Here is a 16,552-nt window from a genome sequence, read left to right as displayed (position 1 = left end):
CGGGGCACGCACTCGATATAGGCCCCTGCCAAACGTCCTCGAACGGTAGCGTCTCCTTCTCCCTTGCTGAACTGGTGGATTTCATGCGCGCGATGCGACCCCTATTCCTTTCGCTCATCGTCGCTGGGCTGGCGGCATGTTCCGACACCGGCGAGCAGCAGGCCGGGCAGGGCGCGCCGCCGCCTTCGCCGGTGACGGTGGCCAAGCCCCTCGTCAAGGAAGTGGTCGAGCGCGACGACTTCACGGGCCGCTTCGCCGCTGTCGACGCAGTCGAGGTGCGCTCACGCGTCTCGGGCTATCTCGAGCGCGTGGACTTCGAGGACGGCGCCAACGTCAAGGCTGGCGACGTGCTGTTCGTCATCGACCGACGGCAGTACAAGGCCGCTCTCGACCAGGCCCAGGCGACGCTGGTCTCCGCCCAGGCACGGCTGAACTTCGCCGAGAGCGACCTCGACCGCGCCGAGTCGCTGCGCCGCACCGGCAACATCTCCGACCAGCTGCTCGACCAGCGGCGCCAGAACTTCCTCACCGCCAAGGCCGAGCTCGACCGGGCGCAGGCGGCGATGCAGGAGGCGAGCCTCAACTACGAGTTCAGTGAGGTGAAGGCGCCGATTTCCGGCCGCATCAGCCGCCGCTTCATCAGCACCGGCAACCTCGTCAACGCCAACGACACGCTGCTGACCACCATCGTCAGCCTCGACCCGATCTACTTCTATTTCGACGTCGATGAGCGTTCGTTCCTCGCCTACAACCGCGTCTTCAACCTCGATGCCCCCAACGGCTCGGGCGAGCCGGTCGCGGTCCAGATCGCGCTGACGGACGAGACGAAGCCCGCCCGCGAGGGCAAGCTCGACTTCGTCGACAACCGGCTCGACGAGGCGAGCGGCACCATGCGCCTGCGCGCCATCGTGCCGAATGCGGAGCTGTTCATCACGCCGGGTCTCTTCGGCCGCGTCTCGGTGCCCGGCTCGCCTCCCTATCAGGGCGTGCTCGTGCCCGACGAGGCGATCGCCACCGACCAGGAGCGCCGGCTCGTCTGGGTCGTCGGCGAGGACAACACGGTCAAGGCGCAGCTCGTGCGCCCCGGTCCGCGCATCGATGGCTACCGCCTGTTCCGCGAGGGTCTGAAGGGCGACGAGACCATCGTCGTCAACGGCCTGCAGCGCGTGCGTCCCGGCGCGGCGGTGGCGCCCGAGATGACGACGCTGCCGCCGACGCGCTGACGTTCCCTTCTTTACGCTGCGGCCGCCGGCACGGCCGCCCGCACTGCCGCTGGAGTTCTCCGCGATGAAGTTCCCGCATTTCTTCGTCGACCGGCCGATTTTCGCCTCCGTGCTGTCGATCGTGACGCTGCTCGTCGGCTTCATCGCCTACGTCAACCTGCCGGTCGCGCAATATCCCGACATCGCCCCGCCGACCATCGTCGTCAGCGCGCAATATCCGGGCGCCGACGCCAAGACGGTGGCCGAGACGGTGGCGACGCCGATCGAGCAGGAGGTCAACGGCGTCGAGGGCATGCTCTACATGTCCTCGTACTCGACGGCCGACGGGACGATGCAGCTCACGATCACCTTCAACATCGGCACCGATCTCGACCAGGCGAACGTGCTCGTGCAGAACCGCGTGTCCGTCGCCTTGCCGCGGCTGCCGGAAGAGGTGCGCCAGCTCGGCGTGACGACGCGCAAGAGCTCGCCGAACTTCCTCATGGTGGTCCACCTCCTGTCGCCGGACAACACCTTCGACGAGCTCTACCTCTCGAACTACGCCCTCATCCGGGTGCGTGACCAGCTTCTGCGCGTCGAAGGTGTCGGCGACATTACCGTCTTCGGCGTGCGCGAATATTCGCTGCGCGTCTGGCTCGATCCCAACCGCCTGTCGTCCTACGGCCTGTCGGCGGGCGACATCGTGCAGGCGCTGCGCGAGCAGAACGTGCAGGTCTCGGGCGGCGCGCTCGGCCAGCAGCCGGCGCCGGCGGACCAGGCTTTCCAGATCACCGTGCAGACACAGGGGCGCTTCAGCGACGTACGCCAGTTCCGCGACATCATCGTCAAGGCGGGCGAGGGCGGGCGGCTGGTGCGCCTGCAGGACGTGGCACGGGTGGAGTTCGGCGCGCGCGATTACGTGACGAACTCCTATCTCGACAACAAGCAGGCCGTGGCCATCGGCATCTTCCAGCGCCCGGGCACCAATGCCTTGCAGGCGTCGGAAGACATCATCGCCAAGATGGAGGAGATCAAGAAGGATTTCCCGCCCGGCATCGACTACACCATCGTCTACAACCCGACGGAATATATCGCGGCATCGGTCAACGAGGTCTACAAGACCCTCTTTGAAGCCGTCCTGCTCGTCATCATCGTGGTCGTCGTCTTCCTGCAGTCGTGGCGCACGGCGATCATCCCCATCGTTGCCATTCCGGTGTCGCTCGTCGGCACCTTCGCGGTGATGGCGCTGATGGGCTTCTCGCTCAACACGCTGACGCTGTTCGGCCTCGTTCTCGCCATCGGCATCGTGGTCGACGACGCCATCGTCGTGGTCGAGAACGTCGAGCGCAACATCGCCCTCGGCATGTCGCCGCGCGATGCCGCGCACGAGACGATGGACGAGGTGGGCACGGCGCTCGTCTCGATCGCCCTGGTGCTGTCGGCGGTGTTCATCCCGACGGCGTTCATCCCGGGCATTTCCGGGCGCTTCTATCAGCAGTTCGCGCTGACCATCGCCGTCTCGACGATCATCTCGGCCTTCAATTCGTTGACGCTGTCGCCGGCCCTGTGCGCGCTCCTCTTGAAGCCGCACGACCCGCACCACCAGCCGCGCTCGCTCCTCGCGCGCATCGGCAACCGGCTCGCGGGCGGCTTCAACCGGGGCTTCGACAAGGCTTCCACCGGCTATGCGCGCTCGGTGCGCGGGCTGGTCGGGCGCAAGTCGGTGCTCGCCCTGGCGCTCGTCGTCTATGGCGGCCTCGTCGCGGCGACTGTCGGTATCACCCAGCGCGTGCCGACGGGCTTCATTCCGGCGCAGGACCAGGGCTACCTCATCGTCGTGCTGCAGCTGCCGGACGGCGCGTCCCTGTCGCGCACGGATGCGGTCGCCAAGCGCGCCAGCGACATCGCCATGCAGGTGCCGGGCGTCGCGCATGCGGTCGGCATCGTCGGCCTCAACGGCGCCACCTTCACGACCAACTCGAACTCGGCCGTGATCTTCGCGACGCTGACCCCCTTCGAGGAGCGCCTGCCTCAGGGGCTCAACGCCAATGCCATCGCCGGCCAGCTCATGGGCCAGCTGCAGCAGATCCAGGAGGCGTTCACCATCGCCATCCCGCCGCCGCCCGTGCAGGGCCTCGGCAATGCCGGCGGCTTCAAGCTGCAGCTGCAGGACCGCATCGGGCTCGGGATCGAGCAGCTGCTCGCGGTGACGCAGGAGGTGATGATCGCGGCCAACCAGAACCCGAACGTGACCCGCGTGTTCACGACCTTCGGGGCCAATACGCCGCAGATCTACCTCGACATCGACCGCACCAAGGCGCGCATGCTCGACGTGCCGCTGGCGAACGTGTTCGAGGCGCTGCAGATCAACCTCGGCTCCGCCTATGCGAACGACTTCAATGCCTTCGGCCGCATCTACCAGGTGCGCGTGCAGGCGGACGAGCGTTTCCGCATCGAGCGGTCGGACATCGAGCGCCTGAAGGTGCGCAGCGCCAACGGGGCGCTCGTGCCGCTCGGCTCGCTGGTGCGGATCCGCGACGTCGCGGGACCGGTGCTGATCCAGCGCTACAACATGTTCACCAGCGTGCCGCTGCAGGGTGACGCGGCGCCGGGCGTGTCGACGGGTGCGGCGCTCGATGCCATGGAGCAGGTGACGAACACCACCGTGCCGCCGGGCGTCGGCTTCGAGTGGACGGACCTTGCCTTCCAGGAGAAGGCGACGGGCAACACGGCGATCTTCATCTTCGCGCTCGCCGTCGTCTTCGTGTTCCTGGTGCTGGCCGCCCAGTACGAGAGCTGGGCCCTGCCGCTCGCCATCGTGCTCATCGTGCCGATGAGCGTGCTGGCCGCCATGATCGGCGTGACGCTGCGGGGGATGGACAACAACATCCTGACGCAGATCGGCCTCGTGGTGCTCATCGGCCTTGCGGCGAAGAACGCGATTCTCATCGTCGAGTTCGCCAAACAGGCGGAGGAGCAGGGCAAGAAGCCCGTGGAGGCGGTGGTGGAGGCGGCGCGCCTGCGTCTGCGGCCCATCCTGATGACGGCCTTCGCCTTCATTCTCGGCGTCGTGCCGCTCGTCATCGCCAGCGGCCCCGGCGCCGAGATGCGCCAGGCACTGGGCACGGCCGTCTTCTCGGGTATGCTGGGGGTGACGTTCTTCGGCCTCTTCCTGACTCCGGTCTTCTACATCGTGCTGCGCTATCTCGTGATCGCGCTGCGCGGCGGCCGCCGGGGCCTCAGGGAAGCCTCGCAGCCGGCGGGGGGCGAGGCCAGCTGACCGAAACGACCGACGAAAGGACCATGCGATGCGTGCGATGAAGTTCGGTGTGGGGCAGGCAGTGCGGCGCGTCGAGGACGCGCGTTTCGTGACGGGGACCGGACGCTACACGTCCGACATCGCTGCCGAAGGCATGGCCCACGCCGTCGTCGTGCGCAGCCCGCACGCCCACGCGCGCTTCGCGATCGAGAACGTGGCCGAGGTGCGCGCCATGCCCGGCGTGCTCGCGGTCTACACGGCGCAGGACGTCGCCCATCTCGGCGACATCCCCTGCCTCGGCCCGGTCAAGAACAGCGACGGCAAGCGCATGGTGCTGCCGCCGAACCCGGTGCTGCCGAAGGATACGGTGCGCCACATCGGCGAGGCCGTGGCCTTCATCGTGGCCGAGACGGAAGCGGCCGGGCGGGATGCGGCGGAAGCGCTCGCCATCGACTGGGAGCCGCTGCCGGTCGCCGTCGGCATGGAGGCCGCGCTCGCCGAGGGCGCGCCGCTGGTCTGGCCCGAGGTGCCGGGCAACGTCGCCTTCGACACGCACCACGGCGACAAGGCGAAGACCGACAAGGCCTTTGCCAAGGCCGACCGCGTCGTCTCGCTGACGCTCGTCAACAACCGCCTCGTCGCCAATTATCTCGAAACGCGCGCCTGCCTCGCCGAGTATGATGCGGGCAAGAGCCGCTGGACCCTGACGCTCGGCAGCCAGGGCAGCCATGACATCCGCGACATTCTCGCGAGGCACATCTTCAAGGTCGAGCCCGGCAATATCCGCGTCGTCACGCCGGACGTCGGCGGCGGCTTCGGCACCAAGATCTTCATGTATCGCGAATATCCGCTGACGATGTTCGCGGCCGAGCAGCTCGGGCGGCCCGTGCGCTGGGTGGCCGAGCGCTCCGAGCATTTCCTGGGCGACACGCAGGGGCGCGACAACGTCACGACGCTCGAGATGGCGCTCGACCGCCGTGGCCGTTTCCTTGCCATGCGCGTCGACCTCAAGGCCGATCTCGGCGCCTATGCCTCGCAGTTCGGGCCCTATGTGCCTGCCGCGGGCGCGACCATGTCGCCGGGCTGCTATGACATCCCGGCGATCGACGTGCGCGTGCGCGGCATCTACACCAACACGGTGCCGGTGGACGCCTATCGCGGGGCCGGCCGGCCCGAGGCCGCCTATGCCATCGAGCGCTTCGTCGACTACATCGCCCACACCATCGGCAAGGCGCCGGAGGCGCTGAGGGCGCTCAACTTCATCAAGCCCGAGAAGATGCCCTACAGGACCTCGACCGGCCGGGTCTACGACAGCGGCGAGTTCGAGGGGCATCTGCGCCGGGCGCTCGAGGTGGCCGACGCCGCCGGCTTCAAGGAGCGGCTCCGCGCCTCGCGCAAGAAGGGGCTGCTGCGCGGCATCGGCATGGCCTCCTATATCGAGGCCTGCGCCGGCGGCGGGCCCGAGGCCGCCGAGGTGCGGATCGAGGAGGACGGGTCGGCGACGGTGCTGATCGGCACCCAGTCGACGGGGCAGGGGCACCTGACGGCCTATGCCCAGCTCGCCTCGCAGCAGCTCGACCTGCCGATGGACAGGATCCGCGTCCTCCAGGGTGATACGGACGCCATCGCGACCGGCAGCGGCACGGGCGGCTCGCGCTCCATCCCCGTCGGCGGCGCCGCGGTGCGGAAGGCCTCGGTCAGCCTCGTCGAGAAGCTCAAGCAGCTCGCCTCCGAAGCGCTGGAGGCGGGGCCGGCGGATCTCGAGATCGCCGCCGGTGGCGTGCGCATCGCCGGCACCGACCGCAGCCTCTCCTTCGCCGAGGTCGCGAAGCTGCCCGGTGCGAGCGCGGACATGCTCAAGGCGCGCGAGGACTGGACGCCTCCGGCCGACACCTATCCCAACGGCACCCATGTCGCCGAGGTGGAGGTCGACCCCGATACGGGCACGGTCACCATCGCGCGCTACACGGTCGTCGACGATTTCGGCGTCACGCTGAACCCGCTGCTGCTCGCCGGGCAGGTGCATGGCGGCGCCGTTCAGGGCATCGGTCAGGCGCTGCACGAGCGCGTCGTCTATGACGAGGGCGGCCAGCTCGTCACCGCCTCGCTCATGGACTATCGCCTGCCGCGGGCCGACGACCTGCCGTCCTTCACCTTCGAGACGCGCAACGTGCCGTCGACGACGAATGTGATGGGCATGAAGGGCGCAGGCGAGGCCGGCGCCATCGGCGCGACGCCCGCGACGATGAATGCGGTGGTCGACGCGCTCCACCGGGCCCACGGCATCGCGCATATCGACATGCCGGCAACGCCCGACCGCATCTTCGCGGCCATCCGCGAGGCCGAGGCGAAGCGGGCGGCGTGAGGTTTCCGGCCTCGGAGCCATCGGCCCGATCGACGACAGGGGCGGCCTCGCCGCCGTGCGCTTCCAGGCGAACCTGATCGTCACGGCGCGCCGGGGCGGGCTGCCCGCTCGTCGGCACCGCCCAGCTGCGCCAGGGATCCGGCGGCAGGCATGGCGACGGGCGTGGTACGGCTCCCGTAATCTTTCCGCCGTACGGGATGCGCTTGCGTCGCCCAATCTCCCAAAGGCATCATCATGTACCCAGTCCACATTCGCGAGCTTGCGCCGGTCAGGGTCGTATCCATCCGCCACGTCGGCCCTTACGAAGCTGCCGGTTCCGCCTTCGACCAGCTCTGGGCGTGGGCCCACGCACGTGGCCCTATCCCGGCCAACCTTCGCGTTTTCAGCATCTATCACGACGATCCCGCATGCGTGCCGGCGGATCGTCTGCGCTGCGATGCCGCGATGTATGTCGGCCCGGATGCGGAGGGCGACGGCGTCGTCACGGTCCGCGAGATCCCTGGCGGACGCCATGCCGTGCTGGCGGTGAAGGGACCTTATTCCCTCGTTCCGCAAGCCTCGCGATGGCTGCTTGAAACATGGCTGCCGCAGCACGGCGAACGTCCGGCAAGGGCCCCGTTCGACGAATATCTCAACAACCCGGCCACCGTACCGCCGGAAGAACTGCGGACCGATATCTGCCTGCCCCTGGCTGGCTGAGCGCCGCCCGCGCCACGCCAGCGCCGGCAACCGTCACGTTTCCGAGATGGCTCTGGCAGAAACCGCCTCGCCGCTGACCGCCTCGATGAGGCGCTTTGAGATTGCGACCACCGCCTCGGACGAGATGCTCGACACCGGGATTTGGGAAAGCCATCAGCTGAAACGGGCGGGGAGAACGCCGCCCGTTCACGACCTCGTCATTGGAACGAGTCCAGAGCATGCGCTTTCTATCCGCCGAGTCTGGCGGGCTGACTGCTGGCGAATCGTTTGGACGAGGGAGACAGGACGCATGAAGCTGATCGCTACGGCTGTCGCCGTTGCCATGATCGGGGCCACGGCCGCGCTGGCGCAGGAAAACGTCATCGGGCAGCGCCAGCAGCTGATGAAGGATGCGGGGGCCGCAACGCGGACGGGCGCTGCCATCGCCAAGGGCGAGGCGCCGTTCGAGCTCGAGAAGGCGCGACAGGTGCTGACGACCTACGTCACGGTCGCGGAAAAGGCGGTGACGCTGTTCCCCGCCGGCAGCGACGTGGGCGAGACGACGGCCGCGCCGGCGGTGTGGCAGGACAATGCGGGCTTCAAGGCGGCCTTCGCCAAGTTCGAGGCGGATGCGCAGCAAGGCCTGTCGTCGACCAGCGACCTCGACAGCTTCAAGGTCGCGTTCGGCACCGTCACCAAGAACTGCGGCGGCTGCCACGAGACCTTCCGCATCAAGAAGAACTGAGGCTGGCATGCGGCGGGCGCTCTCGGCCGTTGTCGGGCTCGCGATCATCGGCGCCGGGGCCTTCTGGGTCGCGACGAGCCCGGCGCTGACCGCCTCCGGGGCCGACGAGGCGCCCGGCGGGGCGCCCGATCTCGCCAATGGCGAGGCGATGTTCTACGCCGGCGGCTGCACCTCCTGCCATGCGACGCCGGGGCAGGACGACAAGCTGCGCCTCGGCGGCGGCCATGCGCTCGAGACGACGTTCGGCACCTTCCATGTGCCGAACATCTCGCCGCATCCCCGCGACGGCATCGGGGCCTGGAGCGAGGCGGACTTCATCCGCGCCATGCGCCAGGGTGTCTCGCCCGACGGCGAGCACTATTATCCGGCCTTCCCCTACACCTCCTATCAGCGCATGACGGCCGCGGACCTGCGCGACATGTTCGCCTTCATCCGCACGCTGGCGCCCGTGGAGGGCGAGGCGCCGGCGCACGACCTTGCCTTCCCCTACAACATCCGCCGCGGCATCGGGCTGTGGAAGCTCGCCTTCCTCGATGGGGAGGCCTTCCAGCCGGATACGTCCAGGAGTGAGGCGTGGAACCGGGGGGCCTATCTCGTCGAGGGGCCGGGGCACTGCGCCGAATGCCACAGCCCGCGCAATTTCCTGGGCGGCATCGTCGCAGAGGCGCGCTTCGCCGGCGGTCCGTCGCCGGAGGGCAAGGGCACCGTGCCCAACATCACGCCGTCGCCCGACGGCATCGGCAGCTGGTCGAAGGGCGAGGTGGTCGAGCTCCTGACGAGCGGCTTCACGCCGGAGTTCGACTCCGTCGGCTCCACCATGGCGCCGGTCGTCGGCAACACGGCGAAGCTGCCGCAGGCCGACCGCGAGGCGATGGCGGAATATCTTCTGTCGTTGCCGCCGCGGCCCAAGGCGACGCAGTAAATCCCGACCGGCGCGATCGAGCAGCCGTCATGCCCGCGCTTGTCGCGGGCATCCACGCCGCGGCGACGGCACGAGGTCGAAGGCCTTGATGGCAACGGCAGCGCGCGGGCGGGGTGCGCCCGCCCTCAGTCCATCACCGCGGCCTTGAGGATACAGACCATCACCGCACGGCCGGGGGCGTTGCCGATGCAGCGCACGGTATGCGGCCGGTCGCAGCGGTAGCGCAGGCTCTCTCCGGTCCTCGCCTGCTGCACCACGCCGCCAACCTCGACCTCGAACTCGCCCTCGAGCACGGACAGGCACTCGACGGAGCCGCGCTGGTGGCTGTCCGAGTCGAGAACGGCGCCAGGCTCCGCCTGCACGTCGTACCACTGCAGCCATTCCACCGTCTTGATCCAGCCGATGATGGCGAGCCGCATCTTGCCGTCATCGGAGACGAGGATGGGCGTGTCGGCGCGGGAGGACTTCTGGATGAAGGGTTCGTCGTCGGCGCTCGACAGCACGCGGTCGATGGAGATGTCGAGCGCCTGGCTCAAACGCCAGATGGTGGCGAGCGTCGGGTTGGTCTCGTTGCGCTCGATCTGGCTGATGATCGACTTGGCGACGCCGGACTGCTCGGCGAGCTCCGACAGCGACAAGTTGTAGGCCTTGCGCAGGCGCTGCACCGTCTTGCCGAGCTGGCCCGAGAGTATCTGGGCGCCAGCCTCCAGAGCCTTGCTGCGATCCTTGCCTTCGACGGCCATGCGACAGGTCCTTGCGTTCCGCTAAAGCGGACGGATGTTTGAAAGGTCGGACGCAATGTGGCCGACCGGAGGCGGCGGATCAAGCGCCGACTGCATCCGGGCCGTCAACGTGTGGGTGATCAGTGCGTCGCGAGTGCTGCTGCCATGCCGGCGGCAAGGCCGGCCCAGGCGCGGCCGCCTTCCTGCGCGGCGGCGTAGCTCTGGGCGATCCTGCCGGCGAGCGGGCTCGTCGCAGCGATGCTGGCGAGGATGTCGCCGGCCGCATCGCGCGCCGCATCGAGCACCGGCTTGGGGAACAGCGGCGTGCGCACGCCGTGCCGCTCGACGAGCACCTTGAGCGCCTCGCCGTTGAGGCGCGCGGCGTCGGCCAGGGCCTCGGCATGTTCGGCGCGGCAGGCATCGCGGACGATGGCGCGGAGATCGTCGGGCAGGTCGTTCCACGCCTTCAGGGAGATGAGGCACTCGCCGGCGCCGTTCGGCTTGTTGAAGCCCGGCGCGTAATAGAGCTGCGTGGCCCGGTGCAGCCCGAGGGCAAGGTCGCTCGACGGGGCGAGGAATTCCACCGCATCGATGGCCCCGGTCGACAGGCTGGTCGCGATCTCGCCGGGCGGCAGCGTCACGGGCGTCGCGCCGAGGCGGCGGAAGACCTCGCCGCCGAGGCCCTGGACGCGGATGCGCAGGCCGTTGAGGTCGTCGGGGCTGTCGATCGCCCTGCGGAACCAGCCGCCCATCGAGGGGCCGGTGTTGCCCGCGAGGAAGGCGCGCACGCCGGAGGGGGCATAGAGCTCGTCCCACAGCGCCTGGCCGCCGCCGATCTCGATCCAGGCCAGATGCTCGATCGGCCCGAGGCCGAAGGGCACGCTGGTGAAGAAGACGGCAGCCGGCATCTTGCCCTGCCAGTAGAAGGCGGCCGTGTGGGCCATCTCCACCACGCCGCCCGCCACGGCGTCGAAGACCTCGAAGGCGGGCACGATCTCGCCGGCGGCGAAGACATCGATCACGAGGCGCCCGCCGCTGGCGGCGCCGATGCGGTCGGCGAGGCGCTGGGCCGAGATGCCGGGGCCGGGCAGGTTGCGCGGCCAGGAGGTGGCCATGCGCCAGCGCCGGCGTGTCTCGGCCCGCACGACGGCTGGGGCCGACAGGATGCCGACGGCCATAAGGCCGCTGCCGGCGAGGAGCCGGCGGCGGTCGCTCCGCATGGCGTTGCCCTTGTCCTTGCTCATGTTCAGTCGCCCCACCACTGGTGGAAGTGGTGGACAGGGCCGTGGCCGGCGCCGATGGCGAGCCGCTCGCTCGCCGCGATCGCCGCGCTGACATAGGCCTTGCCGCCGGCCACCGCTTCTTCGAGCGTCGCGCCGCGGGCGAGCTGGGCGGCGATGGCGGAGGAGAGGGTGCAGCCGGTGCCGTGCGTGTTCTTGGTCGCCACGCGCGGTGCCGAGAAGCGGTGCACACCATCGGGCGTGACGAGAAGGTCGGTGCTGTCGGCGCCGTAGCCGTGGCCGCCCTTGACGAGCACGGCCTTCGGGCCGAGCGCCAGGATGCGCTCGCCCACGGCCTGCATCGCCGCCTCGTCGTGCGGCACCGGCATGTCGACGAGCGCGGCCGCCTCGGGCAGGTTGGGCGTGACGAGGAGGGCACGGGGCAGCAGCAGGCTGCGCAGGTTGTCCACGGCGGCCGGCGCCAGCAGCCTATCGCCGCTCGTCGCCACCATGACCGGATCGACGACGATGCGCGTCGCGCCGTGGCGGTCGAGCCCCTCGGCGACGGCGGCGATGACGTCGGGCTGCGACAGCATGCCGATCTTCACCGCGCGCACGAAAAGGTCGGAGAAGACCGAATCGATCTGCTGCGCCACGAAGGCGGCGGGCACGTCGTGGATCGCCTGCACGCCGAGCGTGTTCTGCGCCGTCAGCGCCGTGATCACGCTGGCGCCATAGACCCCGAGCGCCGAGAAGGTCTTGAGATCGGCCTGAATGCCGGCGCCGCCGCTCGAATCGGAGCCGGCGATGGTCACAGCGATCGCTGCCATGGTTCCGTGTTTCCTTCCCTCAACGTCCGGCGTCGGTCGCGCCGCGAGCCGCAAGCGCCCCGTCGACGATGCCGCGCAGGTTGTGCGCCGCCGCCTCCACGTCCTCCGCCATGAAGACGGCCGAGATCACGGCGATGCCGTCGGCGCCCGCGCCGATGACGGCGGCGGCGTTGGTCGCATCGATGCCGGCGATCGCGCCGACGGGCAGGCCGGGCCGTGTTCCGCGGGCACTGTCGACGAGCCGCGCGAGACCGGCGAGGCCGACCGGCGGATCGGGATTGTCCTTGCTCTCGGTGGCGAAGACCCCGCCGATGCAGCCGTAGTCGACCGGCAGGGTGGCGAGCTCCGCGACATGAGCCAGCGTCTTCAGCGTGACGCCGATGATGGCCTGCGGACCGAGCAGGCGGCGGGCATCGCCGGCCTGCATGTCGTCCTGGCCGACATGGACGCCGTCCGCGCCGGCGGCGAGCGCGACGTCGACCCGGTCGTTGACGAGGAGCGGCACGCCGGTGCCCGCGAGGGCCGCCCCGATCGCGCGGGTGCGGGCGACGAGGTCGCGCGTGCCGGCGTGCTTGTCGCGGTACTGGACGAGGGTTGCGCCGCCCGCGGCCGCCGCACGGGCGAGGTCGGCCAGGTCCCGGCCGCGCGTGCGCTCCGGATCGAGGATGGCATAGAGCCTGAGGTCGACCTTCATTGCTCGCACCTCAGCCGGGCGGCGATGGCTGCGTCGTCCAGCGTGTCGAGCGCGTCGAGCAACAGGGGCGGGAAGGTGCCGGGCCCGCCGGCCTTCTCGCCGGCGATCTCGCCGGCGATGCCCATGATGGCGAGTCCCGAGGTCGTGGCGAGAAGCGCATCGTCGCTCACGGCGAGGCAGGCGGCGACCACGGCGGTGGCCGCGCAGCCCATGGCCGTCACCCGGGCCATGAGCCGATGTCCGTTGGCGATGGTGATCGAGCGCCGGCCGTCGGTCACGATGTCCGTCGGCCCGGTCAGGGCGACGATGCAGCCGCGCTCGCGGGCAAGATCCATGGCGCCCTTGCGGTCCGCGGGCCGACGCGCCAGGGCCTCGAACTCGGAGGCGTTCGCGCGCAGCACCTTCGGCTTGCGGGCGAGAAGCTGCTGGGCGATGGCGAGGCGGCGGGGCGAGGCGTCGACGAACACCGGGTCGAGCAACCAGGGCAGGGCCGCGTCCTCGGCCGCCGCGATGGCGAGCGGGATGGCGGCGCGGCGCTCCGTATCGAGGGTGCCGAGGTTGACGAGCAGCGCATCGGCACGGCGCGTGAAGTCGGCGACCTCGTCGGCGACGACGGTCATCGACGGGACGGCACCGGCTGCGAGCAGCATGTTGGCGGTGAAGTTCTTTGCCACCGCGTTGGTGATGGCGTGGACGCGGGGCTGCCGCTCGCGCAGCCGCACGAGGATCTCGTGGGCGACGTGGGCGGAGAAATCGCCGGATCGCATGGTCCTGTCCGTCCGCCCGGGCGGCGGCCCGTCGTTTCGCATCTCGCATTCCTCCGCCGGCACGACCCGGTTCAGGTTCGGTGGGTTGACGCGTTGCGCCTCTCAGCCCGGCCTTATGGGCACCCCATGGAGATCAGTGTGGCTTTAAGGCGGCTCACCGCGCAATGCAAGCGCGGCTCAGGTGGCGCGCGGCGGGGCCGCGGCGTTGGCGCGGCGGCGCTCGAGGCCGAGGCGATGCTCGCGCCAGATGACGAAGAGGCCGGAGCCCATGACGATGGACGAGCCGGCGATGACGGCCGGCACCGGCAGTTCGCCGAAGACGAACCAGCCGATGAGGATGGCCCAGATCATCGTCGTGTATTCGAACGGAGCAACCAGCGAGGCGTCGGCATAGCGGTAGCTCTGCGTCAGCAGGATCTGCCCGAGGCCGCCGAGGATGCCGATGCCGACGAGGATGCAGAACTCGGTGAAGGTCGGGGCATTCCAGCCGAGCACGATGGTGGACAGGCCGAGCAGCGTCGTCAGCATGGAGAAGTAGAAGACGACCGCGCCGGTCTTCTCCGTGCTGATGAGCCGGCGCACCTCCACCGTCGCCCCCGCCGCGCAGCAGGCGCCGACCAGCGCGAAGACGGCACCGATGGCCGCGCCATCGCCGAAGCCGTTGACGAGCACGCTCGACTGGAAATGCGGGGCGAGCATGATGAGGACGCCGACGAAGCCGACGGCGACCGCCGTCCAGCGGTAGACCCGCACCGTTTCCTTCAGCACGAGTGCCGCGAGGATGACGACGATGAGCGGGGCCGTGTAGCCGATCGAGATGGCATCGGGCAGGGGCAGGAACGACAGGGCGAAGAAGCCGCAGAACATGCCCGTGGAGCCGATGACGCCGCGGCGGGCATGGCCGAGGATGTTCTTCGTGCGCACCGCGTCGATCAGCTCGCCGCGCCAGCCGAGCCACAGGAGGAGCGGCACCAGCGCGAAGGCGGAGCGGAAGAAGACGAGCTCCCCGGTCGGAAACTCTGTGCTGACGATCTTGATGCCAGCGGACATCAGGGTGAACGAAAGCGCCGAGAGGACCTTGAGGCCGATACCTAGGAGGGGATTCACGACTGTCTGCCGCCTTGGATGCAGGTGTAACCAAACCACGAAACGGGGGCTTGCCCAAGGCCGTCCGGGGCAAGCCTGTCATGCGCAGGGGGCACGGGAACAGGGCGCGTCATCAAAGTGAGATGTGAATCGGCTCTTTAGGGCCAGCGCGATCAGACGGACGGATCTGCCCCGTGTCCCAAGAAAGCGACGCTGTCCGCGTCCGGACCTTGTTCATCTCGGACGTCCACCTCGGCACCAAGGGCTGCCAGGCGGAGCTGCTGATCGATTTCCTGCGCCACTATGATGCCGACACGGTCTTCCTCGTCGGCGACATCATCGACGGCTGGCGGCTGAAGTCGGGCTGGTACTGGCCGCAGGCGCACAACGACGTGGTGCAGAAGCTGCTGCGCAAGGTGCGCAAGGGCGCGCGCCTCATCTATGTGCCGGGCAACCACGACGAATTCCTGCGCGACTATGTGGGCAGCAATTTCGGCGGCATCGACATCGTCGAGCACGCCATCCACGAGACCGCGGACGGCAAGCGCTACCTCGTCATCCACGGCGATCACTTCGACCTCGTGGTGCGCCACGCCAAGTGGCTCGCGCTTCTCGGCGACTGGGCCTACGGGGCGGCGCTGACGATCAACACGTATCTCAACGTCGTCAGGCGGCGGCTCGGCCTGACCTACTGGTCGCTATCGGCCTGGGCCAAGCTCAAGGTCAAGAACGCCGTGAACTACATCGGCCGCTTCGAGGAGTTGCTTGCTTCCGAAGCGCGGCGGCACGAGGTGGACGGGGTCATCTGCGGCCACATCCACCACGCCGCGATGCACGACGATTTCGGCGTGCGCTACGTGAATACCGGCGATTGGGTGGAATCCTGCACCGCGCTCGTCGAGCATTACGACGGAAGCCTCGAGATCCTCAACTGGTCCGGACGGATGCCGCAGCGCGCCGCCATGGCGGGCGAACCGGTTACCGAGCAGCCCCCGCGCACCGCGAAGGCGGCGAGGGTGGCGGCATGATGCGCGTCGTCATCGCCAGCGACGCCTGGCGCCCGCAGGTCAACGGCGTGGTGCGCTCCCTGGAGAACGTGGCGGCCCATGCCTGCTCGCTCGGGGCGGACGTGCATTTCGTCACGCCCGACGCCTTCACGACCGTGCCCCTGCCGTCCTACGGCGAAATCCGCCTCGCGCTCGCCGGCACCCGCCGGCTGCGCCGCATGCTCGCCGAGCTGAAGCCGGACTTCGTCCATATCGCGACGGAGGGGCCGATCGGGCTCGCCATGCGGCGCGTCTGCCTCGCCGAGGGGCGCGGCTTCACGACGAGCTACCATACGCGTTTTCCGGAATATCTGGCGGCGCGCCTGCCGGTCCCCGAGCGCTGGAGCTATGCCGCCCTGCGCCGCTTCCACAATGCCGGCGCGGGCGTCATGGTGAGCACGCCGACGCTCGAGCGGGAGCTCGGCGCGCGCGGCTTCGCCAATATCATGCGCTGGTCGCGCGGTGTCGATGCCGACCTCTTCCGCCCGCGCGCGGACATGCGCGGCGCGCTCGGCGTGCCCGGGCCCGTCTTCCTCTATGTCGGCCGCGTCGCGGTGGAGAAGAACATCGAGGCCTTCCTCAAGCTCGACCTGCCGGGCACGAAGGTGGTGGTGGGCGACGGGCCGGCGCGCGCGCGCCTGCAGCAGAGCTTCCCGCAGGCGCGCTTCCTCGGCACGCTGACGGGCGAGAAGCTGGCCGAGGTCTATGCGGCGAGCGACGTCTTCGTCTTCCCGAGCCTGACGGATACCTTCGGCATCGTGCTTCTGGAGGCGCTCGCGAGCGGGCTGCCCGTCGCGGCCTTCCCCGTCACCGGCCCGCTCGACGTCGTGGGCGGCACCGGCTGCGGCGTCCTTGACATGGACCTGCGCAACGCGGCGCTGGCGGCGCTCGACATCGACCGCGGCCTCTGCCGCGATCTGGCGCTCACCTACAGCTGGCAGGCGAGCGCGGGCCAGTTCTTCGACAACATCGTGCGGGCGAACGCCTCGGCGGGCGGCGTGCCGCTCGCTGCCTGA

The 16,552-nt window shown here is 69.4% G+C and carries 14 protein-coding genes and 1 riboswitch; of the genes, 8 read left to right on the top strand and 6 right to left on the bottom strand.

Going from position 1 to position 16,552, the window contains the following annotated elements; all coding sequences use genetic code 11:
- Positions 1–83 precede the first annotated feature (83 nt).
- From GGR16_RS14205 to GGR16_RS14180, 6 genes are all read left to right on the top strand, one after another.
- On the top strand, positions 84–1,223 hold the full coding sequence (locus GGR16_RS14205; RefSeq protein WP_183317019.1) for an efflux RND transporter periplasmic adaptor subunit: 1,140 nt from the start codon (positions 84–86) through the stop codon (positions 1,221–1,223).
- A 64-nt stretch (positions 1,224–1,287) separates the two neighbouring features.
- Positions 1,288–4,482, top strand: a complete 3,195-nt coding sequence (locus GGR16_RS14200; RefSeq protein ID WP_053193168.1) for an efflux RND transporter permease subunit — start codon at positions 1,288–1,290, stop codon at positions 4,480–4,482.
- Between the two features lie 28 nt (positions 4,483–4,510).
- A complete protein-coding gene (locus tag GGR16_RS14195) occupies positions 4,511–6,826 on the top strand; it encodes a xanthine dehydrogenase family protein molybdopterin-binding subunit (RefSeq protein ID WP_183317018.1) in 2,316 nt (771 codons plus the stop codon).
- Positions 6,827–7,060: 234 nt separating this feature from the next.
- The gene (locus GGR16_RS14190; RefSeq protein WP_183317017.1) at positions 7,061–7,525 is read left to right on the top strand and encodes an AraC family transcriptional regulator; all 465 of its coding nucleotides are present in this window, start codon (positions 7,061–7,063) and stop codon (positions 7,523–7,525) included.
- A gap of 289 nt (positions 7,526–7,814) precedes the next feature.
- A complete protein-coding gene (locus GGR16_RS14185) occupies positions 7,815–8,249 on the top strand; it encodes a c-type cytochrome (RefSeq protein WP_019400998.1) in 435 nt (144 codons plus the stop codon).
- Positions 8,250–8,256: 7 nt separating this feature from the next.
- The gene (locus GGR16_RS14180) at positions 8,257–9,171 is read left to right on the top strand and encodes a c-type cytochrome (RefSeq protein ID WP_183317016.1); all 915 of its coding nucleotides are present in this window, start codon (positions 8,257–8,259) and stop codon (positions 9,169–9,171) included.
- Positions 9,172–9,296: 125 nt separating this feature from the next.
- Here GGR16_RS14180 and GGR16_RS14175 read toward each other — a convergent pair whose 3' ends face one another.
- The 6 genes from GGR16_RS14175 to GGR16_RS14150 form a co-directional block, all read right to left on the bottom strand.
- Positions 9,297–9,914: a helix-turn-helix domain-containing protein gene (locus GGR16_RS14175; RefSeq protein WP_053193160.1), complete on the bottom strand. Its 618-nt coding sequence runs from the start codon at positions 9,912–9,914 to the stop codon at positions 9,297–9,299.
- 119 nt (positions 9,915–10,033) lie between these two features.
- Positions 10,034–11,137, bottom strand: coding sequence for a TRAP transporter substrate-binding protein (locus GGR16_RS14170; protein WP_183317015.1), 1,104 nt, complete (start codon positions 11,135–11,137; stop codon positions 10,034–10,036).
- 2 nt (positions 11,138–11,139) lie between these two features.
- The gene (gene thiD, locus GGR16_RS14165) at positions 11,140–11,943 is read right to left on the bottom strand and encodes a bifunctional hydroxymethylpyrimidine kinase/phosphomethylpyrimidine kinase (RefSeq protein ID WP_183317014.1); all 804 of its coding nucleotides are present in this window, start codon (positions 11,941–11,943) and stop codon (positions 11,140–11,142) included.
- A gap of 19 nt (positions 11,944–11,962) precedes the next feature.
- The gene (gene thiE, locus GGR16_RS14160) at positions 11,963–12,637 is read right to left on the bottom strand and encodes a thiamine phosphate synthase (RefSeq protein WP_183317013.1); all 675 of its coding nucleotides are present in this window, start codon (positions 12,635–12,637) and stop codon (positions 11,963–11,965) included.
- Complete coding sequence (thiM, locus tag GGR16_RS14155) at positions 12,634–13,404, bottom strand: hydroxyethylthiazole kinase (RefSeq protein WP_246373082.1); 771 nt, start codon at positions 13,402–13,404, stop codon at positions 12,634–12,636. Before thiM ends, thiE begins: the two co-directional genes overlap by 4 nt.
- A gap of 31 nt (positions 13,405–13,435) precedes the next feature.
- Positions 13,436–13,541, bottom strand: a riboswitch (TPP riboswitch).
- A gap of 40 nt (positions 13,542–13,581) precedes the next feature.
- On the bottom strand, positions 13,582–14,511 hold the full coding sequence (locus GGR16_RS14150) for a DMT family transporter (protein WP_019400991.1): 930 nt from the start codon (positions 14,509–14,511) through the stop codon (positions 13,582–13,584).
- 173 nt (positions 14,512–14,684) lie between these two features.
- Here GGR16_RS14150 and GGR16_RS14145 point away from each other — a divergent pair, with 173 nt between their 5' ends.
- Together GGR16_RS14145 and GGR16_RS14140 are read left to right on the top strand one after the other, a co-directional pair.
- Complete coding sequence (locus GGR16_RS14145) at positions 14,685–15,518, top strand: UDP-2,3-diacylglucosamine diphosphatase (RefSeq protein WP_050996488.1); 834 nt, start codon at positions 14,685–14,687, stop codon at positions 15,516–15,518.
- Positions 15,518–16,552 carry a glycosyltransferase family 4 protein gene (locus GGR16_RS14140; RefSeq protein WP_183317242.1) on the top strand — a complete coding sequence of 345 codons (1,035 nt, stop codon included), beginning with the start codon at positions 15,518–15,520 and terminating at the stop codon, positions 16,550–16,552. Before GGR16_RS14145 ends, GGR16_RS14140 begins: the two co-directional genes overlap by 1 nt.

This window comes from Chelatococcus caeni, assembly GCF_014196925.1.
GTDB classification, from domain to species: domain Bacteria; phylum Pseudomonadota; class Alphaproteobacteria; order Rhizobiales; family Beijerinckiaceae; genus Chelatococcus_A; species Chelatococcus_A caeni.
Note: the sequence above shows the minus strand (reverse complement) of the source record. Positions and strands in the feature narration are given on the sequence as shown.